This window comes from Salmonella sp. 32100201201700099SM (assembly GCF_017572645.1).
Lineage (GTDB): Bacteria > Pseudomonadota > Gammaproteobacteria > Enterobacterales > Enterobacteriaceae > Salmonella > Salmonella enterica.
This window is the reverse complement of the sequence record NZ_JAGERQ010000017.1, coordinates 44,948-68,540: the sequence shown is the minus strand read 5'-3', so window position 1 is coordinate 68,540 and position 23,593 is coordinate 44,948. Positions and strand designations below refer to the sequence as shown.

General features: G+C 54.0%; 19 protein-coding genes and 2 pseudogenes. 7 read left to right on the top strand and 14 right to left on the bottom strand.

The window, feature by feature from the left end:
* The 5 genes from J4685_RS21600 to torC all read right to left on the bottom strand — a co-directional run.
* The coding region (locus J4685_RS21600) for an ATP-binding cassette domain-containing protein (protein WP_139654323.1) at positions 1-181 on the bottom strand (181 nt) is incomplete at its 3' end.
* 5 nt (positions 182-186) lie between these two features.
* The gene (locus tag J4685_RS21595) at positions 187-1,587 is read right to left on the bottom strand and encodes a cytochrome-c peroxidase (RefSeq protein ID WP_000724466.1); all 1,401 of its coding nucleotides are present in this window, start codon (positions 1,585-1,587) and stop codon (positions 187-189) included.
* Positions 1,588-1,776: 189 nt separating this feature from the next.
* Positions 1,777-2,409: a molecular chaperone TorD gene (torD, locus tag J4685_RS21590; protein ID WP_000595421.1), complete on the bottom strand. Its 633-nt coding sequence runs from the start codon at positions 2,407-2,409 to the stop codon at positions 1,777-1,779.
* A complete protein-coding gene (gene torA / locus J4685_RS21585) occupies positions 2,402-4,954 on the bottom strand; it encodes a trimethylamine-N-oxide reductase TorA (protein ID WP_000790675.1) in 2,553 nt (850 codons plus the stop codon). Before torA ends, torD begins: the two co-directional genes overlap by 8 nt.
* Positions 4,944-6,128 (bottom strand): pentaheme c-type cytochrome TorC, encoded by a 1,185-nt coding sequence (torC, locus tag J4685_RS21580; protein ID WP_001230254.1) that lies wholly within the window; start codon positions 6,126-6,128, stop codon positions 4,944-4,946. Before torC ends, torA begins: the two co-directional genes overlap by 11 nt.
* Positions 6,129-6,257: 129 nt before the next feature.
* Here torC and torR point away from each other — a divergent pair, with 129 nt between their 5' ends.
* On the top strand, positions 6,258-6,950 hold the full coding sequence (gene torR, locus J4685_RS21575) for a two-component system response regulator TorR (RefSeq protein WP_011233208.1): 693 nt from the start codon (positions 6,258-6,260) through the stop codon (positions 6,948-6,950).
* On the opposite strand, the gene torT is transcribed toward torR, so the two are convergent.
* Entirely contained in the window at positions 6,923-7,963 is a 1,041-nt protein-coding gene (gene torT, locus J4685_RS21570; RefSeq protein ID WP_001202046.1) for a TMAO reductase system periplasmic protein TorT, read from the bottom strand. The genes torR and torT overlap by 28 nt on opposite strands.
* Before the next feature lie 79 nt (positions 7,964-8,042).
* On the opposite strand from torT, the gene torS reads away from it, so the two are divergent.
* A complete protein-coding gene (gene torS, locus J4685_RS21565) occupies positions 8,043-10,778 on the top strand; it encodes a TMAO reductase system sensor histidine kinase/response regulator TorS (protein WP_000106938.1) in 2,736 nt (911 codons plus the stop codon).
* 25 nt (positions 10,779-10,803) lie between these two features.
* On the opposite strand, the gene J4685_RS21560 is transcribed toward torS, so the two are convergent.
* From J4685_RS21560 to J4685_RS21545, 4 genes and pseudogenes are all read right to left on the bottom strand, one after another.
* On the bottom strand, positions 10,804-12,141 hold the full coding sequence (locus tag J4685_RS21560) for an MFS transporter (protein WP_000253520.1): 1,338 nt from the start codon (positions 12,139-12,141) through the stop codon (positions 10,804-10,806).
* 84 nt (positions 12,142-12,225) lie between these two features.
* Positions 12,226-13,374, bottom strand: a complete 1,149-nt coding sequence (gene dgoD / locus J4685_RS21555; RefSeq protein ID WP_000704737.1) for a galactonate dehydratase — start codon at positions 13,372-13,374, stop codon at positions 12,226-12,228.
* A complete protein-coding gene (locus tag J4685_RS21550; RefSeq protein ID WP_001198740.1) occupies positions 13,371-13,988 on the bottom strand; it encodes a 2-dehydro-3-deoxy-6-phosphogalactonate aldolase in 618 nt (205 codons plus the stop codon). Before J4685_RS21550 ends, dgoD begins: the two co-directional genes overlap by 4 nt.
* Positions 13,972-14,229, bottom strand: a pseudogene (locus J4685_RS21545) (2-dehydro-3-deoxygalactonokinase); the annotation flags it as partial. The pseudogene J4685_RS21545 and the gene J4685_RS21550, both read right to left, overlap by 17 nt.
* Between J4685_RS21545 and J4685_RS22815 the strand changes: the two are divergent.
* Positions 14,220-14,327: pseudogene (locus J4685_RS22815) on the top strand (LysR family transcriptional regulator); the annotation flags it as partial. The pseudogenes J4685_RS21545 and J4685_RS22815 sit on opposite strands and share 10 nt — an antisense overlap.
* Before the next feature lie 6 nt (positions 14,328-14,333).
* Here the strand turns inward: J4685_RS22815 and gyrB are convergent.
* The 4 genes from gyrB to dnaA all read right to left on the bottom strand — a co-directional run bounded on the left by gyrB (position 14,334) and on the right by dnaA (position 20,503).
* Entirely contained in the window at positions 14,334-16,748 is a 2,415-nt protein-coding gene (gene gyrB / locus J4685_RS21540; RefSeq protein ID WP_000072043.1) for a DNA topoisomerase (ATP-hydrolyzing) subunit B, read from the bottom strand.
* Positions 16,749-16,776: 28 nt separating this feature from the next.
* Positions 16,777-17,850, bottom strand: a complete 1,074-nt coding sequence (gene recF / locus J4685_RS21535) for a DNA replication/repair protein RecF (protein WP_000060078.1) — start codon at positions 17,848-17,850, stop codon at positions 16,777-16,779.
* 147 nt (positions 17,851-17,997) lie between these two features.
* Positions 17,998-19,098, bottom strand: a complete 1,101-nt coding sequence (gene dnaN / locus J4685_RS21530) for a DNA polymerase III subunit beta (RefSeq protein WP_000673474.1) — start codon at positions 19,096-19,098, stop codon at positions 17,998-18,000.
* A gap of 4 nt (positions 19,099-19,102) precedes the next feature.
* A complete protein-coding gene (dnaA, locus tag J4685_RS21525; protein WP_000059093.1) occupies positions 19,103-20,503 on the bottom strand; it encodes a chromosomal replication initiator protein DnaA in 1,401 nt (466 codons plus the stop codon).
* A gap of 660 nt (positions 20,504-21,163) precedes the next feature.
* Between dnaA and rpmH the strand changes: the two genes are divergently transcribed.
* The 4 genes from rpmH to yidC are packed head-to-tail and all read left to right on the top strand — an operon-like array spanning position 21,164 to position 23,550.
* Positions 21,164-21,304, top strand: coding sequence for a 50S ribosomal protein L34 (rpmH, locus tag J4685_RS21520; RefSeq protein WP_000831330.1), 141 nt, complete (start codon positions 21,164-21,166; stop codon positions 21,302-21,304).
* Between the two features lie 16 nt (positions 21,305-21,320).
* Positions 21,321-21,680, top strand: a complete 360-nt coding sequence (gene rnpA, locus J4685_RS21515) for a ribonuclease P protein component (protein ID WP_000239725.1) — start codon at positions 21,321-21,323, stop codon at positions 21,678-21,680.
* A complete protein-coding gene (gene yidD / locus J4685_RS21510; RefSeq protein ID WP_001307474.1) occupies positions 21,644-21,901 on the top strand; it encodes a membrane protein insertion efficiency factor YidD in 258 nt (85 codons plus the stop codon). The genes rnpA and yidD overlap by 37 nt, the downstream gene beginning before the upstream one ends.
* Positions 21,902-21,903: 2 nt before the next feature.
* Entirely contained in the window at positions 21,904-23,550 is a 1,647-nt protein-coding gene (gene yidC / locus J4685_RS21505; RefSeq protein ID WP_000378278.1) for a membrane protein insertase YidC, read from the top strand.
* The last annotated feature ends 43 nt before the right edge of the window (positions 23,551-23,593 follow it).

Sequence of the window (23,593 nt, the reverse complement as noted above, 5' to 3'; positions counted from 1 at the left end):
GCCAGTACACCTCGCCGCCGTCCGGGCGCGCCAGCCCGGTCAGCAGGCGCAGCAGGGTGGTTTTTCCGGCGCCGTTGCCGCCGGTGACCTGCACCCACTCCCCGGCGTCCACGGTGAACGACAGCCCACTGAACAGCGTCCTCTCGTCCCGCTCGCAGTGCAGATCTCTGGCTTCAAGCATCATTGTCATTGCGCATATTCAGGTTGATATGGCGTATAAACACCGGTCAGGCTTTCCAGGAAGGCGACGATATCGTCAATATCGTTTTGCGGCAGATCGGTGCCAACCTGATAACGCAGCATCAGTTTTACCGCGCCATCCAGCGTCGGTACGTCGCCCCGATGGAAATAAGGCGCCGTTAACGCGACGTTGCGTAAGCCCGGGACTTTTTGCCGTAATTTATCGCGAACCTCTTTGGTGACGTTCATACGACCAATATCCGCTGCGGTAATTTCGCCAAAATTAAAGTCTCGCTTTAATCCCAATGGTTCAAAAGAGCGTCCGCCTAAAATGATACCGCCGTGACAGGTTGCACATTTATTCTCTTTAAATAATTGATAACCGTGTTTCTGTTGCTCGGTCAGCGCATTTTCATCTCCACGGAGCCATTTATCAAAGGCGGAGTCCGGCGTTATCAACGTTTTTTCAAATTCGGCGATCGCATCAGTAATATTTTCCCCGGTAAATCCTTGCGGATAAACCGCCTGGAAATCTTTTTTCAGGACAGGATCTTTATCAAGCTTGCTAATAATTTCATCCCAGGATTTAGAGGCCATTTCAATAGGATTTAACGGCGGTCCGCCTGCTTGCTCCTGCAGGGTTGCAGCACGACCATCCCAAAATTGTTCGATATTAAATACGGAGTTGAATACCGTCGGCGCATTTATTGGTCCTACCGCACCGCCAACGCCAATTGAGGTTTTTCTGCCATCGACACCGCCCGCATTTATCGCGTGGCAATGCGCACAGGATATTGTGCTGTCGCCGGATAAACGTTCATCATGATAAAGACGGAAACCTAAGTCGACTTTTTTCGCATCGACGGGAATATTGCGCGGAATAGGCTGAACGGGTTCATTCCGGTGCGCGGCGTCGGTATCGGCGCTGGCATAGTTGCGCTCACGCTGATCGGCTATCCAGTTCAGGATGTCAGTACGCTCTTTATCGCTGACGCCCCCCGCCCAGTGCAGCGCGACATAGCGGGTTGGCGGCATAGTCTGATGTTGCATAACCCATTCAATTTTATTCAGTTCGCTTTGCGGCACCGGCGTATCCGCAATCAGGGCGGCCCGTACCGCCTCCAGGTTAAACGATTTGTAGCCAAGCTGGATATCGTAATCCATTAGCTGCTTTGCCACCGGAAAAGAGGAATAAAAAGGTAATTCAGCGGAAGGCGTATGACAATAATCACATCCTTTCTCCCTGAAATAACCCAGTATTTTATTATTTTCACCCACAACCGAGGCCTGCACATCGCTTTTTTTACTGCGCTGTTTGTCGTAATACCATACATACCCGGACAAACCTAAATAACATAACAGCCCAACGGTGATAACCGTTGTCGCATAGAGGGTAATTTTTTTCATATCACTATCCTTATGGGGTATTGCGGCATGATTAATTAAATTTTATTTTTTTACTCATGAGGCCCATCAATACTAAATACAAACCCATCATGGATATTGATTGGTATCAATAATTACAATTGGCTAAACCTATAGATATGATAACCCCCGACTATCGTAAGATTTATTTTGCGATGCCCGTCACAGGGTTTATTCAGCCGCAACAATGGATAAATCCTCTTTTCCGTCATCAAAACGAACGATAGCCAACAATAATTGACTTAACGCAGCATAAAAGCCATAGGGATCATGCTTAAGGCAATTATTTGTAAATTCCGGAAGCCATTCCAGTAATGACGACAATGTTTTCTGGCGTAATTTATTCATTCTCCGTTGTTGGAACGATTCACCCAATGAAAAATGTAAATGGCTGAGTAATTCCAGATAAATCGCCAGGTGGTCGGTCGGCTCTTTAAAATCGTCGTTGACTTCCATCCCGGCTTCAAGCAATAAATGTTTAATCATGCCGGGTTCCTGCTGCGGGTATTGCGAGGCGTAGGGCAACGCCGATTTTTTATCCGTCATCAGGAACAATCCGCAAAAATCTGCGGCCAGCTCCAACTGCGCATCCTGGCGCAGGCTAAGCGCGGCAATTTTTTGTTCGAGTAACGCCACCGACGCCGCCAGCGCAGGCTGACGCTTTAACAGCGCCAGCCAGTCCGCGATCTCCGCGGACTGTAATTGTATTAACCCTTCATCATCCACTTCCCGGAAAAAGAGTAACGCCAGCCATGCATATACGCAGGCGTACTGTTCCTGAGCAAGCGCTGGCTGCTTAATCATGCGGATTCCCCTGCGATGCGGGTACATATTCACACTGCGCGACCATCTCGACCGGACCGTTAAACGCCGTGACGTTATCCATAGGGCCGGTATATTTTTCAATTTCCACCAGCGTCGTATGCGCGCTGGTCGCCTGCGCGAGCTGCGATGTACCGATATCCAGCGTTAATACGTTAGGGTTGCCGTACTTACATAACGCGTTGATGTCGCCGCCTTTATCAGGATCGTACCAGGCACCTTCATGAATTCGCGCCACGCCCGGCGCATAGCGATCGGAAACTACCGCCCCTGCCAGTACCTGTCCGCGTGCATTGAATACCCGCACGATGTCACCGTTGCGGATCCCGCGCGCGCTGGCATCCTGTGGGTTAATAAAGACCGGCTCCTTGCCGCCAACGGTATATTGCTGACGCAGCGTTTCCGACTCGCACAGTTGGGAGTGCAGACGGAAATCAGGGTGGACGGATTGTAAGTGCAACGGCCAGCGCTGCGATCCCGGCCCGCCATGCGAGCGTTCGATTTTTTCGAACCACATGGGATGGCCCTGACAATCGTCGTATTGCATGTCGGCGATCGTTTTGGAATAAATCTCGATCAAGCCGCTTGGCGTGCCCAACGGCTCCAGGTCCGGATCTTCACGGAAAGCCTGATGGCGCACAAACATCTGCGGATGATCAAACTCGATGTACTCCTGTTGATTCCAGAACACCTCGAAAGTCGGTAAGTGGATACCGCGACCTTTTCCCTGCTGGCTCCCTTCCTGCCAGATGCGTTTCAACCAGCCCATTTCATCAAGGCCTTCCGTAAATGCCGCTTCACGGTTAAAGCGTCGGCAGAGATCGCGGAAAATATCAAAGTCGTTACGCGCTTCAAACTGCGGCGACACCACCTGTTTCATGGCGATAATGCCGCGGTTAGAGTGGTTGCCGAATTGATCGAGGTCGTTACGCTCAAATTGGGTGGTAGCCGGCAAAACGATATCCGCAAAGCGGCAGGTCGACGTCCACTGGTTATCAATAGCGATGACCGTTTCCAGCTTGCGCCACCCTTCAATTATGCGGTTAATTTGTTGGTGTCGGTGGAACGGGTTAGTCCCGGCGAACACGCACATCTTCAGCGGCGGTAATTTAACCGATTTGCCGTTCCAGTTAATGACCTTGCCCGGTTCAAGGATGGCATCCATAAAACGCGCAATAGGAATGGTGCTGCTGTAGCCTTTGTAATCCGTGCTGTCGTGCACTGGCGGAACGGTCGTCGAACCGGAAAAGCCGCTTAAAATGATCCCTTTACGGCCAGGCGTCCCGGCGCCGTTGTAGTGCCAGCCAAAACCAAAGCCGCCGCCCGGTAAACCAATCTGTCCCAGCATTGCCGCCAGCACGACGACCATCCATGACCACTGTTCGCCATGCTGCATACGTTGCACGCACCAGCCAGCGATGATTTGCGTTCTGTCGCCCGCCATCTGCCGCGCCAACGCGCGGATGGTGTCGGCATCAATACCGCACAGTTTTTCCGCCCAGGCGGCATCTTTGGGCTGTCCATCTTTCTCGCCCAGCAAATAGGGGAGGAACTGGTCAAAACCGACGCAGTAGTTATCGAGGAAATTTTTATCGTACAGTTTCTCGCTGTACAGGGTATGCGCCAGCGCCAGTTGTAACGGGACATCCGTCTGCGGGTTAATAGCGATATGTTTGACCTTATCGCGCCCCAGATAATCGTGCGTGGAGGTGACGACCGGGTCGATGCTGATGACCGAGATAGCGCCGCTGGCAACTTTCTCTTTTAATTGTTCATAGTACTGATAGACATCGTGATCCGGGCACCACCAGTTTGCCTGCTGGTTTTTCACCATATCAGAACCCCATAGCACAATCGTTTTACTGTTCTGTAAAACCAGAGGCCATGACGTTTGCTGCTCGTACACTTCCATTGAACCCACCACGCGCGGCAGAATCACCTGCGCCGCGCCGGTCGAATAGTCCCCTCCCGTGCTAACGCTATTGCCATATAGCGCAATCGCGCGCGCCAGCATCCCGGAGGCGTTATGGAACATGCCGGTAGATTGCCAGCCGCTCGCCGTCAGTAACGCGCTCGGCCCGTAGGTTTTTTGCACCCGCTCCAGTTCCTGATAGAACAGATCCAGCGCTTCATCCCAGGAGACGCGCACAAAACGATTATCGCCGCGCTGCGAGGTGTCGCTTTGATGACCTTTGCGCATCCAGTCGACACGCACCATCGGATAACGGATACGCGCCGCGTTGTGGACGTGATCGGGCAGACCGGCGATCATTTTGGACGGGTATTTATCCTGTTCAAACGGTTTTGCCGCCACAAATCGACCGTCAACCACCGTGGCGCGAATCGCCCCCCAGTGAGAACCGGTAAGGATACCCTCTTTCGTCGCGGCGCCTGGCGCAACGGCATCCGCTGCGCGGGCGCTACGGGGCGTCAGCAGTGACGGCCCCAGCATTCCTGCCACCGTCAAACCGCCAAGCTGCGCCAGAAAACGTCGACGAGAGACGTGTAACGAGTCCTTATTTTTCATTGTGTTCTCCCTTATCGCTGTGCGGCGTGTTGGTGGTATCAGACGCATTCATCTGGAGATATTTCAACAAGGTACGTTCTTCACGCTTATCCAGACTGGTGAAACCGATCATGCCGTTGAGCGTGCCGATCCAGCCGTTAGCGTCAAAGTGCGCTTTGTCCGGCGCGCCGTGACACTGATTACAGGTGCCGTTATAGAGGGAGTCGGCATAGGCCCAAATCGGTTTAATGTCATTTACCATGTCGCCTTTTTGCATCCACGCAGTTGCCTGTAATTTGCTCCACTGAGTATTGGTCGCCGCGACGGTGGTCTCTTCCAGCGTTTTCACATGCTGTTGCACATCGCCGCGAATCGAGGCGACAAAAATACGTTTACCGGGCAACTGCGTCAGCACGCGCTGGCGACCGTCCGTCTCCGTCCAGCCTTCGATTTGCACTTGCAACCAGTCACCGTCCCGTTTAAGGACTTTCACTTCAGAAGCAGGTAACAGCGAACCTGCCGGTTCTTTATCGCCTTTAGCGGCGTAAATCGGCTTGATATCCAGCGAATAGAGCGTATCGCCGTCATTATGCGTACTGGCGCTGGCGCGCAGTTCATCAAACTGTTTGCGGAAACCGCTGCTCATATCCGGTAGCTGGTGGGCAATCCCTTTATGGCAGTCGATGCAGGACTGATTTTCTTTCGCGGCGATTTTCATTTGCCGCGCCGCTTCCGGGTTCTGTTTCGCGTGATCCATCGCATCGTAGTTATGGCAGGAACGACAGGTCGCGGAATTATTCTCTTTCATGCGCGCCCATTCACGCTCGGCAAGCTCGGCGCGTTTGGCTTCAAATTTTTCCGGGGTATCAATCGAGTGGGCAATAAATGTCTGGTAAAGATCGTTGCTGGCTTCCAGCTTACGTTTCACCATGCCTGGAATATCAGGGGGGATATGGCAATCGTGGCATTCCGCGCGTACGCCGGAAGCGTTCTGGAAATGTACGGACTGTTTATATTCCTGATACACCGGCTGCATACTATGGCAGCTGACGCAAAACTCTGTCGTACTGGTCAGTTTGATACCGACGTGAGGTAACACGATCAGCGCAACGCCGATCACAATCCCGACAATGACCAGCGCCAGTATCGACCAACGGGCGCTTGGCCTGAGTAGCGCTCTCCAGAGTTTTCGCATAATAGCCCCTGTAATTATATGGTTTAATGCGCAGATCTTATTCCGCAAATATGAACAGCGTCACTGGTCAGGATGAACGGGATACGGCAATATATGAACAGATATGAACAGAAAGAGACCGCGCGCAGGATGTCACATCACATTGTTATTGTTGAGGATGAACCTGTTACTCAGGCCAGATTACAGGCCTATTTTGAGCAGGAGGGGTATCGTGTCTCGGTGACCGACAGCGGCGCGGGCCTGCGCGACATCATGGAGCATGAGCACGTTTCGCTGATCCTGCTGGATATCAACCTCCCCGATGAAAACGGGTTGATGCTGACCAGGGCGCTACGCGAACGCTCCACGGTGGGCATTATTCTGGTGACGGGGCGTTGCGACCAAATCGACCGCATCGTCGGGCTGGAGATGGGCGCGGACGACTACGTCACCAAGCCGCTGGAACTGCGCGAGCTGGTAGTGCGGGTAAAAAATCTTTTGTGGCGTATCGATCTGGCCCGCCCCACGCCGCAAAATGCCAGTGAAAACTGCTATATGTTTTCCGGCTACTGCCTGAACGTGATGAATCACACGCTGGAGCACAACGGTGAAGCCATTAAGCTTACGCGCGCGGAGTACGAGCTGCTGCTGGCCTTTGTGACCAACCCAGGCAAAGTGCTGCATCGCGAACGTCTGCTGCGAATGCTTTCCGCCCGCCGCGTAGAGACCCCGGATCTCCGCACGATTGATGTCCTGGTTCGCCGCTTACGCCATAAAATTATGCCGGAACTGCTGGTCACACAGCATGGCGAAGGCTACTTTTTAGCCTCGGAGGTGTATTGATACAGATAGACGGGCCGAAATCCCGGAGGCGATAGCGAACGACGAACGCGCGCGCTGTCGGCGTTGTTATGCGTCAAAATAAGTACCGGCGGGCTGATATTTTCAGGCACCGGTTGCCCCTGTAAGACCTTAATCGACTGCGTTATCGCTAATTCTCCCTGCCAGGCCATCTGATCGCTGAGCGCCATCAGGATATGGCCGCGTTTTAAACCGCGATAAACCTGATGCGTCAGATAAAATGAGACGATCGTGAGCGGAGTCGTCAAATTTCGCCCTTCGCCCATCGCCGCCTCCGCCGCTATCGCCGACCCGGCGACCACATTGGCGTCCGGATGGCGTTCCAGCATTTCCTGGAGTAAGTTTCGCTGCACTTCAATGTCGTTATCGCCCCAGGCGATATCCACAATGTTGATGGCGCTGCCTTTAATTGCCTGACGAAAACCCGCCACCATCTCCTGACTGCCGCCAGCTTCTTCCGGCCCCGGGAAGAGTAAAACGTTAAGCGTTTTTCCTTTGCTCCACTGCACCAGGAAACGTCCCGGCAGATACCCCATCTGAAACCACGGCAGACCAATGCGGGTTGCGACGCTGGCATCGTGAATCATGTTCACCAGTTCAATAACCGGCACATTACCGGCATATCGTTCCAGCTCCGGGAAACGATCGGTACTGCTGCCAAGCAGAATAGCGTCGGCGCCCCACTCCCGGCACTGCGTCATTTGCTGTTGTTGCGTCGCCAGTTGCCGATAGCCATTCGCTTCCAGCACTTTTAAATCAACGCCATACAATTTGGCCGCTTTTTGCATCCCGTAGTTGACGGACAACCAGTAAGAATCTTTCAGGCTGGGGTATAATGCGCACAGTTTCCAGGGTTTACTCGCATTGACTGACGTTTGCCGCCAGGGAATCGCCCGATCGGCGCGCGTCCAGTGTAGCAGTCCGGTTTCGGCTGACGCCGTTTCTACATTCGAGACGATGATTATCAAAAAAAAGAACGAAATAAGCGCGCGCATGATAGCCCCACCAGCAACAAGGTTTTATCCTAATGGTTTTTCCGGCGGCAACTCAACCCATTTCACCCGCGGCGCATAAATGTCAACGCCTTCACTGACCCGCAGATTATGGCTGGCCTTCGCCCTGATGGCGGCACTCACCCTGCTCAGCACCGTGATCGGCTGGATAAGCCTGCGCGTCATTAGTCAGGTGGAGCAAACCAATACGCAAGCGCTGCTCCCCACGATGAATATGGCCAGGCAGTTAAGCGAAGCCAGCGCTTACGAGCTCTTTTCTGCGCAAAATCTGACCAATGCCGACAGTGAGGGCGTTTGGCTGGCGCAGGGGAAGATGCTGAAAGCGCAAAGCCTTAAAATTAACCATCTTTTGCAGGCATTAAGCGAGCAGGGATTTAATACCTCGGCCATCGCCCGGCAAGAAAAAGAGATTGCGCAAACGCTTGGGCAACAGGGAACACTGGTCGGTGAAATTCTCACGCTGCGCGCACAGCAACAGCAGTTAAGCCACCAGATTGCGGAGGCGGCGGAAAGCATTGCCGCCCAGGCTCACGGCCAGGCCAATAATGCCGCGACATCTGCGGGCGCCACCCAGGCCGGTATTTACGATCTTATCGAAAGCGGTAAAGGGGATCAGGCTGAACGCGCGCTTGACCGGCTGATTGATATCGACCTTGAGTATGTGAATCAGATGAATGAGTTGCGGGTCAATGCCCTGCGGTTTAAGCAACTCATTGTGACCTTAAAAGACGCGCAAGGGCTGAGCGATGCCGAGGACACCGATGAAAAACTTAATCAGTTGGTTAAAATTTTATCCCGCCGCCAGCAGCGTATAGAAGATCCTACCGTTCGCGCCCAAATCGCCGACGCGCTGGAAAAAATAAACCAGTACACCACACTGGTTACCCTGTTTCGTAAGGAAAACGCCATCCGCGACCAACTTCAAACGCTTATGGCCAATAACCTCTTTCAGTTTACCCGCTTCAGTACGGAAGTGTCGCAGTTGGTGAACGCCATCGAAAAACGAAACGAGGCTGGGTTAGCGCGTCTTACACACGCCAGTCAGCGTGGGCAAATAGGGTTAGTGATCTTAGGCATCCTGGCGCTGTGCTCATTAAGTTTTATTCTTTGGCGAGTGGTTTACCGTTCCGTATCCCGCCCGCTGGCGCAGCAAACGCAGGCCTTACAGCGGCTACTGGAGGGCGATATTGACTCGCCGTTTCCGGAGGCGGCTGGCGTCAGCGAACTGGATACCATCAGCCGTCTGATGGAAGCGTTTTGCGCCAACGTGCGCAAATTGAACCGCCATCGTGAGGATTTGGCGGAACAGGTGCGATCGCAAACGGCGGAGCTTCATGCGCTGGTGCTGGAACACCGGCAGGCGCGCGCCGAAGCGGAAAAGGCCAACGAGGCGAAATCGACGTTCCTTGCCGCCATGAGCCATGAAATTCGCACGCCGCTTTACGGCATTCTCGGTACGGTACAATTGCTGGCCGATAAACCGCTCATGGCAAACTACCGCGACGATTTACAGGCCATTAATGATTCAGGCGAATCGCTACTGGCGATTCTTAACGATATTCTTGATTACTCGGCGATTGAAGTAGGCGGCACCAACGTTTCCATTAGCGAGGAACCGTTTGAACCGCGACAATTGTTGAATAGCGCGCTGCATTTAATGCACAGCCGCGTGCAGGTGGCGCTCATCACCGACTTTAGCGAGCAACTCCCTTCCACGCTACAAGGCGATCCGCGCCGGATACGTCAAATTGTGATTAATCTTTTAAGTAATGCGGCGAAATTTACCGATCGCGGCAGCATAGTGCTGCGCACGTTTTGCGACGATCAGAGCTGGTTTATTGAGGTTGAAGATACCGGATGCGGTATCCCTGAAGCGAAGCTGACGGCTATTTTCAAACCGTTTGTGCAGGCGACAGGACGCCGGGGCGGGACGGGCCTGGGGCTGGCTATCAGCGCCAGCCTGGCAGAGGCGATGGGCGGGACGCTAACCGTCACCAGTACGCTTCATGTTGGCAGTTGTTTTCGTTTACAACTGCCGGTTCGCCACTCCAAACCCGCAAATAAAAGTGCGTTCAGGGAACCGATAAATCTTAACGGACTACGCTTGTTGCTGATTGAAGATAATATGCTGACGCAGCGTATTACCGCTGAAATGCTCACGGGCAAAGGGGTGAAGGTCTCAGTAGCTGAAAGCGCGAATGACGCGCTACGCTGTTTAGCCGAAGGCGAGTCCTTTGATGTGGCGCTGGTGGATTTTGATTTACCGGATTATGACGGCTTAACCCTGGCGCAGCAGTTGATGAGCCTGTATCCCGCCATGAAACGCATTGGTTTTAGCGCGCATGTGATAGACGATAATCTTCGTCAGCGTACCGCCGGTCTTTTCTGCGGGATTATTCAAAAGCCCGTTCCCCGCGAGGAGCTTTACCGCATGATAGCGCACTATTTACAGGGCAAATCTCACAACGCGCGGGTGATGTTGAATGAACATCAGCTTGCCGGCGATATGGCGTCTGTCGGCCCGGAAAAGCTCCGGCAATGGGTCGCCTTATTCAAAGACAGCGCGCTGCCTTTAGTCGAGGAGATCGAGGCGGCGCGCGCCATGAATGACGACGTTAACATTAAGCGGCTGGCGCATAAATTAAAAAGCGGCTGCGCCAGCCTGGGGATGACGCAGGCAACCGAAGCCTGTCGGGAGCTGGAATTGCAACCGCTTAGCGATATAGATATTAAAACTATCGTGACGCAGGGAGTGACGGCGCTCGACGCATGGATAGCCGGTCATCCTTCGCCATAATGACTTCCGGCTCGCCACGGCCAACTTATCCGACGCGTTTCACATCGCCCACTAACAGGATGTAAGACAGCGCGCCCAGCAGGGCCACAACGGAGATATAGACCAGCGCCGGAGCAAAACCGTAGCTTTGCGCCAGATAACCAATCACTAACGGTACGCTAATCCCGCCTAACCCACCGATAAAGTTAAACATACCGCCGGTAAGGCCAATCAACCGCATCGGCGCAAGGGAAGAGATTAACGACCAGGTAATGGACGCAAATCCGTTGCCGAAGAAAGCTATCGCCATCAACGCCATAATCCAAAACGGATCGTTAGTGTAGTTAGCGCCCATAATGCATGTGGAGATGAGCAAACCGCAAATAATCGGCGTTTTGCGCGCCACGCCCAGCGAGAAGCCTTTTTTCACCAGTTTATCCGCCAGCCAGCCGGAGAGCAGTACGCCAAAAAAGGCAGCCAGGAACGGTACGGTCGTCATAAAGCCCGCTTTTAGCGCGGTAATGCCTTTTTCCTGGGTCAGATAATTAGGGAACCAGGTCAGAAAGAACCATAGCGTAGAGTTTACGGCGAACTGACCGAGGTAGACGCCCACCAGCTTACGATGGAACACCAGTTTCCAGTCAGCTTTCGTCAGCGGCTGGCGGGCCTCTTTTTTCGCTGGCGCATCGCCATCCACCAGACCACCGCCATCGCGAATATACTCCAGCTCCGCCTGGCTAAGGCTTTTCGTCAAACGCGGCGGTTGATAAACCTTAAACCAGATCAATGACCAGATAATCCCGATACCGCCGGTGACGATAAAGACCCAGTGCCAGCTCAGCATTTCCTGAATCCAGATCAGCAGCGGCGTAAGGAATGCCAGTCCGACGAACTGTCCGGAGGTGTAGAACCCGACTGCGGATGCGCGCTCATGCTCCGGAAACCAGCTAGTGACCATCCGGTTATTTGCCGGAAAGGCCGGCGCCTCGAAAATCCCGGTAATAGCGCGCAGGCCGATAAGCGACAATAGTCCCGTCGCAAACCCCTGCAATAGCGTCGCGACTGACCAGCCGAAGATAGCGATAAAATAGGTCAGCCGGGACCCAATACGGTCGAGAAACCAGCCGCCGGGGATCTGGCATAACGTATAGAGCCAGGCAAAAGCGGAGAAGACATAGCCCATTTCCGCTTTGGTAATGCCGAATTCTTTTTGAATATGCATGGAAGCCACGGCAAGGTTGGCGCGATCGACGTAGCAAATCACCACGGTAATAAAGATCATTACCAGCGTCAGATAGCGGCGACGCCCCGGCTGTGCTGCTGTAACTGAAATATCCATCGTCATCTGTCTCCAGATTCTGGGCATAGCGAGGCCGCTCACCATGCCCTGTAAATTACAGAGGGTGTGTTTTTATATTTAAATTGGGTTGCCCGGAGGGCGACGTTTGTTGAGCCTACTGCGTGGCGATCACCACTCGGCTACCGATCCGTCAGCGTGCCGCCACAACGGATTACTCCAGTCCGGCGCGCTTTTGCTAAGTTCAATCACCCTGGCCTCGTCAATGTCTACGCCAAGACCCGGTTTTGTTAAGGGTTTAAAGAAGCCGCCGTCCATGCTGAAGTCTTCTTTGTTTTTCACAAAGTCGAGTAGTTCCGCGCCCTTGTTATAGTGAATGCCCATGCTCTGCTCCTGGAATACCGCGTTGCGCGAAACAAAATCGATATGCAGGCAGGCAGCCAGGGCGATTGGACCCAGCGGGCAATGCGGCGCCAGCGCCACGTCATATGCTTCCGCCATTCCGGCGATTTTATAGCATTCGGTAATGCCGCCCGCGTGGGATAAATCCGGCTGTAGAATCCCCAACCCGCCCGCGTCCAGCACGCGTTTAAATTCAAAACGCGAGAACATACGCTCGCCTGCGGCAATCGGAATATGCGTTTGCGCCGCCAGGCGTGGATAATATTCCGCCTGTTCCGCCAGCACCGGCTCTTCAATAAACAGCGGGCGATAGGGTTCCAGTTCTTTAATCAGTACCTTCGCCATCGGCGCGCTAACGCGACCGTGGAAGTCGAGCCCAAACTCAATTTCACTGCCGAAAGCTTCACGGATTTGCGCCACGGTATTGACCGCCGCATCCACCGCACGGGAATTATCAATCACGCCCATCTCTTCACAGCCGTTCAGCTTGAAGGTGTCAAAACCAATACCGCGCAATTTTTCAATACCGTCAATGACGTCTGCCGGACGATCGCCACCCACCCAGCTATAGGCCTTGATTTTGTCGCGCACCAGGCCGCCCATGAGCTGCCAGACCGGCGCATTCAACACCTTGCCTTTGATATCCCACAATGCCTGGTCAATACCGGCGATGGCGCTCATCATAATCGGGCCGCCGCGATAAAAACCGGCCCGGTACATTACCTGCCACAGGTCGTTGATACGCGCCGGATCTTTCCCTATCAGGTAGTCGGCAAACTCATGTACTGCCGCCTCTACAGTACGTGCCCGACCTTCAATGACCGGCTCTCCCCAGCCAACCACGCCTTCATCCGTTTCGATTTTCAGGAACATCCAACGTGGAGGTAAACGGTACGTGGTGATGTGAGTTATTTTCATTTCACTGCCTCTCGATACGCATTAACAAATGCCGCAGTCTGCTGCGCGGTGCGTTCAACGGATTGCCCGGCGCGATAGAGATCGCTACCCAATCCCGCGCCCACACAGCCGGCTTTAATCCATTGCGCCAGGTTTTCCGGCGTCACGCCGCCGACGGCAAATAGCGGAACATCCGGCGGAAGTACCGCTTTCAGCGCGCTGATGTAGCCCGGACCAAACGCCGACGACGGGAAAATTTTTAACGCCTGTGCGCCAGCATCCAGCGCAGCAAAGGCTTCTGTTGCCGTGGCGCAGCCCGGACACACGGTCATGCCATAGCTCGCTGCCCGGCGGATCACCTCCGGTTGGATATTTGGCGTGACGATCAGCTTGCAGCCCATCCCGGCAAGCTGGTCTACCTGTTCCGGTTTCAGCACGGTACCAGCGCCAATAAGCGCCCTGCCGCCATACGCCTTCACCACGGAAGAAATGCTTTTTTCCCACTGTGGGGAGTTAAGCGGAATTTCTATAGCGTCAAATCCCGCATCCACCACCGCGCCAACGTGCGCCAGGGCATCATCGGGCGTAATACCGCGTAAGATAGCGATGAGAGGGAGATTAGTTTGCCACTGCATGAGCGATGCTCCTTATTCCAGCCTGAAATGCCATGTCGCCATCCACGGTTGAAACATCACGCCCAATGGCACGAAACGCCTGTTGGTAACGTGAGATCAGCGCGGGTCCGGCGACGAGTGTGATAGCCTGTTGCGCCGCGAAGGATTCGCTCATGCTGGCGACTTCCGCACCAATCAACAGGCCGGAGAGGAAGTCGCTGACCTGCTCACGCGCAAGATGTCCCAACACGTGCGTGGCGCGCGCAAACGCCCGCCACGCAGCGCTTTAAAGAGTTTCTATTCAGATATATGGATGAACATCATGATGCCCCGGCCAGCCAGCGGCGGGCCGGGGATTAAGGCAGGTTAAATATCGATGTTCGCCGCTTTCAGGGCGTTCTCCTCGATAAAGGCACGACGCGGCTCAACGGCATCACCCATCAGCGTAGTGAACAGCTGGTCGGCAGCAATTGCATCTTTGACGGTCACGCGCAGCATACGGCGGCTTTCCGGGTCCATGGTGGTTTCCCACAGCTGATCCGGGTTCATTTCACCCAGACCTTTATAACGCTGGATAGCCAGACCGCGACGTGATTCTTTCACCAGCCACTCCAGCGCCTGCTCGAAGCTGGTTACCGGCTGGCGACGCTCGCCGCGTTCGATAAACGCGTCCTCTTCAATCAGACCGCGCAGCTTCTCGCCCAGCGTGCAGATACGACGATATTCCGCGCCGGTCACAAACTCGTGATCCAACGGATAATCGGTATCCACGCCGTGCGTACGCACGCGAACGATAGGCTCGAACAGATTCTGTTCCGTATTAGTATGAACATCGAACTTCCACTGACTGCCGTGCTGCTCTTTCTCGTTCAGCTCGGTAATCAGCGCATTCACCCAGCGCGTTACAGTCTGCTCATCAGAAAGATCGGCTTCGGTCAGAGTTGGCTGATACACCAGCTCTTTGAGCAGCGCTTTCGGGAAGCGACGCTCCATACGACCAATCATTTTCTGCGTGGCGTTATATTCAGAGACCAGTTTTTCTAACGCTTCGCCGGATAGCGCCGGCGCATGGGCGTTCGCGTGCAGAGTCGCACCGTCAAGCGCGATGGAAATCTGGTACTGATCCATCGCTTCGTCGTCTTTAATGTACTGTTCCTGCTTGCCTTTCTTCACTTTGTACAGCGGCGGCTGCGCAATGTAGACGTGGCCACGCTCGACAATTTCCGGCATCTGACGATAGAAGAAGGTCAACAGCAGCGTACGGATGTGCGAGCCGTCGACGTCCGCATCGGTCATGATGATGATGCTGTGATAGCGCAGCTTGTCCGGGTTGTACTCGTCGCGACCGATACCGCAGCCCAGCGCGGTAATCAGCGTCGCCACTTCCTGAGAGGAGAGCATCTTGTCGAAGCGCGCTTTCTCGACGTTGAGGATTTTACCTTTCAGCGGCAGAATCGCCTGGTTCTTGCGGTTACGCCCCTGCTTCGCAGAGCCGCCCGCGGAGTCCCCTTCCACCAGGTACAGTTCGGACAGCGCCGGGTCGCGTTCCTGGCAGTCCGCCAGTTTGCCCGGCAGACCGGCTAAATCCAGCGCGCCTTTACGACGGGTCATTTCACGGGCGCGACGCGCCGCTTCACGCGCACGCGCGGCGTCGATAATTTTGCCGACGACAATTTTCGCGTCAGATGGGTTTTCCAGCAGGTATTCGCTCAGCAGTTCGTTCATCTGCTGTTCCACCGCCGATTTCACCTCGGAAGAGACCAGCTTATCTTTGGTCTGTGAGGAGAATTTCGGATCCGGTACTTTTACGGAAACCACCGCAATCAGACCTTCACGGGCATCGTCGCCGGTGGCGCTGACTTTGGCTTTTTTGCTGTAGCCTTCTTTGTCCATGTAGGCGTTCAGCGTACGGGTCATCGCCGCACGGAAGCCTGCCAGATGAGTACCGCCGTCGCGCTGCGGAATGTTGTTGGTAAAGCAGTAGATGTTTTCCTGGAAACCATCGTTCCACTGCAGCGCTACTTCGATGCCGATACCGTCTTTTTCAGTGGAGAAGTAGAAGATATTCGGATGGATCGGCGTTTTATTCTTGTTGAGATATTCAACAAATGCCTTGATGCCGCCTTCGTAGTGGAAATGATCTTCTTTGCCGTCGCGCTTGTCGCGCAGGCGGATGGAAACGCCAGAGTTCAGGAATGACAGTTCACGCAGGCGTTTCGCCAGGATCTCATATTCAAATTCAGTGACGTTGGTGAAGGTTTCGTGGCTCGGCCAGAAACGTACCATCGTGCCGGTTTTATCGGTATCGCCAGTGACGGCCAGGGGTGCCTGCGGCACGCCGTGCTCGTAGATCTGACGGTGAATTTTGCCATCTCGCTGGATAACCAGTTCCAGTTTTTGCGACAGAGCGTTAACTACCGAGACGCCCACGCCGTGCAGACCACCGGAGACTTTATAGGAGTTATCGTCAAATTTACCGCCCGCGTGCAGAACGGTCATGATCACTTCCGCCGCCGAGACGCCTTCTTCCGGGTGAATACCGGTCGGAATGCCACGGCCATCATCCGTTACGGACACGGAGTTATCGGCGTGAATAGTCACGACGATATCTTTACAGTGACCCGCGAGCGCTTCGTCGATAGCGTTATCTACCACCTCGAATACCATGTGGTGCAGACCGGTGCCGTCATCCGTGTCGCCGATATACATACCCGGGCGCTTACGCACCGCATCCAGCCCTTTCAGGACTTTGATACTGGAGGAGTCATAAGAATTCGACATCAACGTTTCTCGCTCATTTAATCTTGGGTTAATCCGTTATTTTACCCTTTTCCACGGTAAACATCTTCGAATTTTCATCCGACATGTCTATAACGTGTTCAGCGCTAATTGCGCTGACAAAGACCTGCGATTGCGTGGCTTTTAAGCGGCTGGCCAGCAGTCCGCGACGCGCATCGTCAAGTTCAGAGGCAAAATCATCTATCAGGTACAGGCAGCGCCGCCCGCTTTCGCGGGTGAGGAACTCGCCCTGCGCCAGACGTAAGGCGCACATCAATAACTTTAGCTGCCCGCGCGACAGGGTATCTTCCACCGGCGCGCCGTCGGCGCGAATGCGAAAGTCCGCTTTATGCGGCCCGTGCGCGGTGTAGGTCAACATACGGTCACGCTCAAAGCTTCGCTCCAGCACGTCCGCATAGTCTGTCTCTTTCTCCCAGCCGCGCTGGAAAGAGAACGTCAGGGAAAATTCAGGTAAAAACTGCTGACAGGTATCCGCCATGTCCTGTGCGATAGCGCTACTGTACTCCGCCCGCCAGGTACTAATTTGTTCCGCCAGCGGAATCAGCTCTTTATCCCACGGGCGCAATTGCTCATAACGACTCACCTGGCGCAGCGCAGCATTACGCTGTTTCAGCAATCGTTTCAGGTTGCTCCAGGCGGTGAAGAATCCGGCTTCGTTGTGAAAGCATCCCCAGTCAAGGAACGCTCTTCTGTATTTGGGGCCGCCGTTGAGTAAAGTAAACCCCTCCGGCGTAATCAACTGCATCGGCATTAAATGCGCCAGCTCCGCGATCTTGTGACCGTCAGTACCATCGATACGGACTTTGCTGTCGCCCTGCTTATCTTTGGTTAAACCAATCGACATCTCACGCTCTTCGCCCTGCAGGCGCCCGTGGAGAACAAACGCTTCCTGCTCATGACGAATCACGCGGCCAGGCTGCAAACTGCGAAACGCCCGACCGTGGCCAAGCGTATAGATAGCTTCCAGCACGCTGGTTTTGCCGCTGCCGTTGGCGCCAACCAGGAAGTTAAAGCCGGGGGATAAAGCGAGATCCGCATTTTCTATGTTGCGGAAGTCTTTGATTAAAAGGCGCGTCAGTGACATATATTAGTACATTCGTCCAGGGGCGTGTGTGTCGCAGCCAGTTCGTCTACCGCCAGCGCGCAGAAAGCGGAGCGTACACGAAGTACGTGAGCATTTCGAGCACTGCCGGGAGGCGAAATGGCAAGTAAACCAGCCCCTTTTCAGATTCTACAGCCTCATTGGCATAACAACGTAGGCAGCACTCTGTGACGCCGCATCCTCAATCTGTACGCTGGATACGGAATCCGTCAGCATAATGCGCACGGTTTCGCACTTCAGCGCATTGAGCACGTCCAGCACATAGCTAACGTTAAAGCCGATTTCCATCTCCGTCCCGCCGTAGCTCACGTCCAGAATCTCTTCCGCTTCTTCCTGCTCCGGGTTATTGGCGGTGATTTTGAGCTGATTCTCACTGACGTACAGACGCACGCCGCGGAATTTCTCATTCGAGAGGATTGCCGCGCGGGCAAACGCCTGCTTGAGGATATCGCAGCCCGCTTCCAGATGTTTATCCGGATTCTTCGGCAGAACGCGACGGTAATCCGGGAAGCGCCCATCCACCAGCTTCGAGGTAAAGATAAAGTCGCCGACGTGCGCGCGGATATTATTACTGCCGATCTGCACGCGCAGCGGGTTTTCGCCGCCGTCGAGCATACGCATCAGTTCAATCACGCCTTTACGCGGCACAATCACCGAGTGGCTGGGTAAAGACGCTTCCAGCGGCATTGAGCACACCGCCAGGCGGTGGCCGTCGGTCGCGACAGTGCGCAGTTCGCTACCTTCCGTTTCAAACAGCATACCGTTTAAGTAGTAGCGCACATCCTGATGAGCCATCGAAAACTGGGTCGCTTCAATCAGGCGCTTCATCGTGGCCTGCGGCAGCGTAAATTCAACTTCGCTTTGCCAGTCGTCAAGATTCGGGAAATCGGCGGCAGGCAGCGTAGACAGCGAGAAGCGGCTACGGCCAGAACGCACCAGCATCCGATCGCCTTCCAACTGAACGGCAATCTCCGCGCCCTCCGGCAGGCCGCGGCAGATATCAAAGAATTTCCGCGCCGGCACGGTAGTGGCGCCCGGCTCATGCGGCTGAGAAAGCGTAACGCGCGCGACCATCTCCATTTCAAGATCGGTGCCGGTCAGAGAAAGCGTACCGTCCGCTACCTGGAGGAGCAGGTTACCGAGAATCGGCAGCGTAGGACGACCGCCCAGCGGGCCGCTGACCTGCTGAAGCGGTTTTAATAAATGTTCACGTTCAACGGTAAATTTCATAGGATCACGACGACAATGTTCTGATTAAATTCGAAAAATCTTCTTTGATATCGTGGCTTTCTTCACGCAGTTGCTCAATTTTACGACAGGCATGAAGTACGGTAGTGTGGTCGCGCCCGCCAAACGCATCGCCGATTTCCGGCAGACTGTGGTTGGTGAGCTCTTTTGCCAGCGCCATAGCCATCTGGCGCGGACGTGCTACCGAGCGAGATCGACGCTTAGAAAGCAGATCCGCAATTTTGATTTTGTAATACTCGGCCACCGTCTTCTGAATATTGTCGATGGTGACCAGTTTTTCCTGCAACGCCAGTAAATCGCGCAGCGCTTCGCGCACAAAGTCGATAGTAATCGCCCGGCCGGTAAAGTTGGCATTGGCGATCACCCGGTTCAGCGCGCCTTCCAGTTCACGTACGTTAGAGCGTAGACGCTTGGCGATAAAGAACGCTACTTCGCCTGGCAGACGAATATCATTTTCGTCCGCTTTTTTCATCAGGATCGCCACGCGGGTTTCCAGTTCTGGCGGTTCGATCGCCACTGTCAGCCCCCAACCAAAGCGGGACTTGAGACGATCCTCAACGCCGTTGATCTCTTTCGGATAGCGATCCGACGTCAAAATGATCTGCTGATTGCCTTCCAGCAGAGCGTTAAAGGTGTGGAAAAACTCTTCCTGGGATCGTTCTTTATTGGCGAAGAATTGAATATCGTCGATCAGCAATGCGTCAACGGAGCGGTAGTAGCGTTTAAACTCTTCGATGGCGTTATTTTGCAGGGCTTTTACCATGTCCTGCACAAAGCGCTCGGAGTGCATATACACGACTTTCGCGTTGGGTTTACGCGCCATAATGCCGTTACCCACCGCGTGCAGCAGGTGAGTTTTACCCAGACCGGTGCCGCCATAGAGGAATAACGGGTTATAAGCGCCGCCAGGATTATCCGCCACCTGACGTGCCGCCGCGCGCGCCAGTTGGTTGGATTTACCTTCGACGAAGTTATCAAATGTATGTTTTACATTGACGTTGGAGCGGTAGGTCGGCTCCGCCGGCGCTGGTACGTTATCCCAGCCCGAACGGGCCGCAGGCGCTACGCGCTGCGGCTGCGCCGTTGTTGTCTGCGCAGGCGCGACAACGTTATGCACAGGCGTTTTTAGCGTTTGCGTAACGGGCTTTGTTCCCACTTCAAAACGCAGTTGTGGGGCATCCGCGCCGCAGAATGTGTTGAGTAATCCATTGATATTGTTGAGGTACTTATCTCTTACCCAATCGAGCACAAAACGGTTTGGCGCATACAAAGCCAGCGTGTTATCGCTCAGTTCCGCCTGCAACGGGCGTATCCACATACTGAATTCTGTGGCTGGTAACTCATCCTGCAATCGGGCAAGACACTGCTGCCAAAGCGAAAGTGACACGGCGGACTCCACTCGAACAAAAGTCGATAAATGACAAAGGCTGATACATTAATGATTGTTGGCGCACGTCGATAAGACCCTGCATGAAGGGTGACGCACGAACCGCTGTCTGCGGTTTTCACGGATCTTTCAAACGATCGCGACTTCACGCAGTCTGAAAGATTTCGTGTTCATGCCTGACCAGGATCGTTTGAAACGATCAGGACCGCGGATCATAGCCTAAACTGAGCAAGAGATCTTCTGTTTCTCACAGATTCTTCCCGATTTATCCACAGGACTTTCCAGGAAAGGATAAGTGTAATCGATCCTGGGGAACTCCTGTACGCTTTCGCGCGCATATTGAAAAAATTAATAGGTAAAGGTGAGCAGACGCCTAAAAGATCGCATAAAGATCCAGGGCGATCCTTGCGCTTTACCAGGCAGTCCGTATAATTCTCCACCCGTCGCGCAATGCCCGTCATATGGCGTCAACGCTGCTTATTTTCCGCACAAAAAGGTGTGGAAAATCGCGGGAAAATAAGGAAAGAGAATTGACTCCGGAGTGTACAATTATTACAATCCGGCCTCTTTAATCACCCACACTGTGGCGTAAGTCGTTCAAAGTTTGTTCGGGTATACGCAAAAGTCAGTGAATTTATTCAAGTTTAGGTAGAAATCGCCATGAAACGCACTTTTCAACCGTCTGTACTGAAGCGCAACCGTTCTCACGGCTTCCGTGCTCGTATGGCTACTAAAAATGGTCGTCAGGTTCTGGCACGTCGTCGTGCTAAAGGCCGCGCTCGTCTGACCGTTTCCAAGTAATAAAGCTAACCCCTGAGTGGTTAAGCTCGCATTTCCCAGGGAGTTACGTTTGTTAACTCCCGCTCATTTCACATTCGTCTTCCAGCAACCTCAACGGGCTGGCACGCCGCAAATCACCATCCTCGGCCGCCTGAATTCGCTGGGGCATCCCCGTATCGGTCTTACCGTCGCCAAGAAAAATGTTCGACGTGCGCATGAACGCAACCGGATTAAACGTCTGACGCGTGAAAGCTTCCGTCTGCGCCAGCATGAACTTCCTGCAATGGATTTCGTGGTGGTGGCGAAAAAAGGGGTTGCCGACCTCGATAACCGTGCTCTCTCGGAAGCGTTGGAAAAATTATGGCGCCGCCACTGTCGCCTGGCTCGCGGGTCCTGATAGCCCTTATTCGGGTCTATCAACGCCTGATCAGTCCGCTGCTTGGGCCGCATTGTCGTTTCACGCCAACGTGCTCAAGCTACGGAATTGAGGCATTGCGCAGGTTTGGAGTGATAAAAGGCAGTTGGTTGACGGTGAAACGCGTATTAAAATGCCACCCTTTACACCCTGGTGGTGACGATCCCGTCCCGCCCGGACCATTTGATACCAGAGAACACTAACGATGGATTCGCAACGCAATCTTTTAGTCATCGCTTTGCTGTTCGTGTCTTTCATGATCTGGCAAGCCTGGGAGCAGGATAAAAATCCGCAACCTCAGACTCAACAGACCACGCAGACAACGACCACCGCAGCGGGTAGCGCCGCCGACCAGGGCGTACCAGCCAGTGGCCAGGGGAAAATGATTACGGTGAAAACCGATGTGCTTGATTTGACTATCAACACCCGTGGTGGTGATGTCGAGCAGGCCTTGCTCCCGGCTTACCCGAAAGAACTGGGTTCCAACGAACCGTTCCAGCTGCTGGAAACCACCCCGCAGTTTATCTATCAGGCGCAAAGCGGCCTGACAGGCCGCGACGGTCCGGATAACCCGGCGAACGGCCCACGTCCGCTGTACAACGTCGAGAAAGATGCGTTTGTACTGGCCGACGGTCAGAACGAACTGCAGGTTCCGATGACTTATACTGACGCCGCAGGCAACACGTTTACCAAAACGTTTGTCTTTAAGCGTGGCGATTATGCGGTTAACGTGAACTATAGCGTGCAGAACACCGGCGAAAAACCGCTGGAAGTCTCCACCTTTGGTCAGTTAAAACAATCCGTCAACCTGCCTCCTCATCGCGACACCGGCAGCAGCAACTTTGCGTTGCATACGTTCCGCGGCGCAGCGTACTCCACGCCGGATGAGAAGTATGAGAAATACAAATTCGACACCATTGCCGATAACGAAAACCTCAACGTCAGCTCCAAAGGCGGTTGGGTGGCAATGTTGCAGCAGTATTTCGCTACCGCATGGATTCCGCGTAACGACGGCACCAACAATTTCTACACCGCCAATCTGGGTAACGGCATTGTCGCTATCGGCTATAAAGCGCAGCCGGTACTGGTACAGCCAGGCCAGACTGGCGCGATGACCAGCACCCTGTGGGTCGGCCCGGAAATTCAGGATAAAATGGCGGCTGTTGCACCGCACCTGGATTTGACCGTGGACTACGGCTGGTTGTGGTTCATCTCTCAGCCGCTGTTCAAGTTGCTGAAGTGGATCCACAGCTTTGTGGGCAACTGGGGCTTCTCCATTATCATCATTACCTTTATCGTTCGCGGTATCATGTACCCGCTGACCAAAGCGCAGTACACGTCAATGGCGAAGATGCGTATGCTGCAGCCGAAAATTCAGGCGATGCGCGAACGTCTTGGCGATGATAAACAGCGCCAAAGCCAGGAGATGATGGCCCTGTACAAAGCGGAGAAGGTTAACCCGCTGGGCGGCTGCTTCCCGCTGATCATCCAGATGCCTATCTTCCTGGCGTTGTACTACATGCTGATGGGTTCCATTGAACTGCGTCATGCGCCGTTCGCGCTGTGGATTCATGACCTGTCTGCACAGGACCCGTACTACATTCTGCCGATCCTGATGGGCGTAACGATGTTCTTCATTCAGAAGATGTCGCCGACCACCGTGACCGACCCGATGCAGCAGAAGATCATGACCTTTATGCCGGTCATCTTTACGGTGTTCTTCCTGTGGTTCCCGTCAGGTCTGGTGCTGTACTATATCGTCAGCAACCTGGTCACCATCATTCAGCAGCAGCTGATTTACCGTGGTCTGGAGAAGCGTGGCCTGCATAGCCGCGAGAAGAAAAAATCCTGATTCGGTGTAGGCCGGATAAGGCGAAGCCGCCATCCGGCAAGGC

Excerpts from the sequence above, each read along its gene's own strand:
- J4685_RS21595 (WP_000724466.1), bottom strand. The coding sequence starts at position 1,587 with ATGAAAAAAATTACCCTCTATGCGACAACGGTTATCACCGTTGGGCTG.
- torD (WP_000595421.1), bottom strand. The coding sequence starts at position 2,409 with ATGATTAAGCAGCCAGCGCTTGCTCAGGAACAGTACGCCTGCGTATAT.
- torA (WP_000790675.1), bottom strand. The coding sequence starts at position 4,954 with ATGAAAAATAAGGACTCGTTACACGTCTCTCGTCGACGTTTTCTGGCG.
- torC (WP_001230254.1), bottom strand. The coding sequence starts at position 6,128 with ATGCGAAAACTCTGGAGAGCGCTACTCAGGCCAAGCGCCCGTTGGTCG.
- torR (WP_011233208.1), top strand. The coding sequence starts at position 6,258 with ATGTCACATCACATTGTTATTGTTGAGGATGAACCTGTTACTCAGGCC.
- torT (WP_001202046.1), bottom strand. The coding sequence starts at position 7,963 with ATGCGCGCGCTTATTTCGTTCTTTTTTTTGATAATCATCGTCTCGAAT.
- torS (WP_000106938.1), top strand. The coding sequence starts at position 8,043 with ATGTCAACGCCTTCACTGACCCGCAGATTATGGCTGGCCTTCGCCCTG.
- J4685_RS21560 (WP_000253520.1), bottom strand. The coding sequence starts at position 12,141 with ATGGTGAGCGGCCTCGCTATGCCCAGAATCTGGAGACAGATGACGATG.
- dgoD (WP_000704737.1), bottom strand. The coding sequence starts at position 13,374 with ATGAAAATAACTCACATCACCACGTACCGTTTACCTCCACGTTGGATG.
- J4685_RS21550 (WP_001198740.1), bottom strand. The coding sequence starts at position 13,988 with ATGCAGTGGCAAACTAATCTCCCTCTCATCGCTATCTTACGCGGTATT.
- gyrB (WP_000072043.1), bottom strand. The coding sequence starts at position 16,748 with ATGTCGAATTCTTATGACTCCTCCAGTATCAAAGTCCTGAAAGGGCTG.
- recF (WP_000060078.1), bottom strand. The coding sequence starts at position 17,850 with ATGTCACTGACGCGCCTTTTAATCAAAGACTTCCGCAACATAGAAAAT.
- dnaN (WP_000673474.1), bottom strand. The coding sequence starts at position 19,098 with ATGAAATTTACCGTTGAACGTGAACATTTATTAAAACCGCTTCAGCAG.
- rpmH (WP_000831330.1), top strand. The coding sequence starts at position 21,164 with ATGAAACGCACTTTTCAACCGTCTGTACTGAAGCGCAACCGTTCTCAC.
- yidD (WP_001307474.1), top strand. The coding sequence starts at position 21,644 with ATGGCGCCGCCACTGTCGCCTGGCTCGCGGGTCCTGATAGCCCTTATT.
- yidC (WP_000378278.1), top strand. The coding sequence starts at position 21,904 with ATGGATTCGCAACGCAATCTTTTAGTCATCGCTTTGCTGTTCGTGTCT.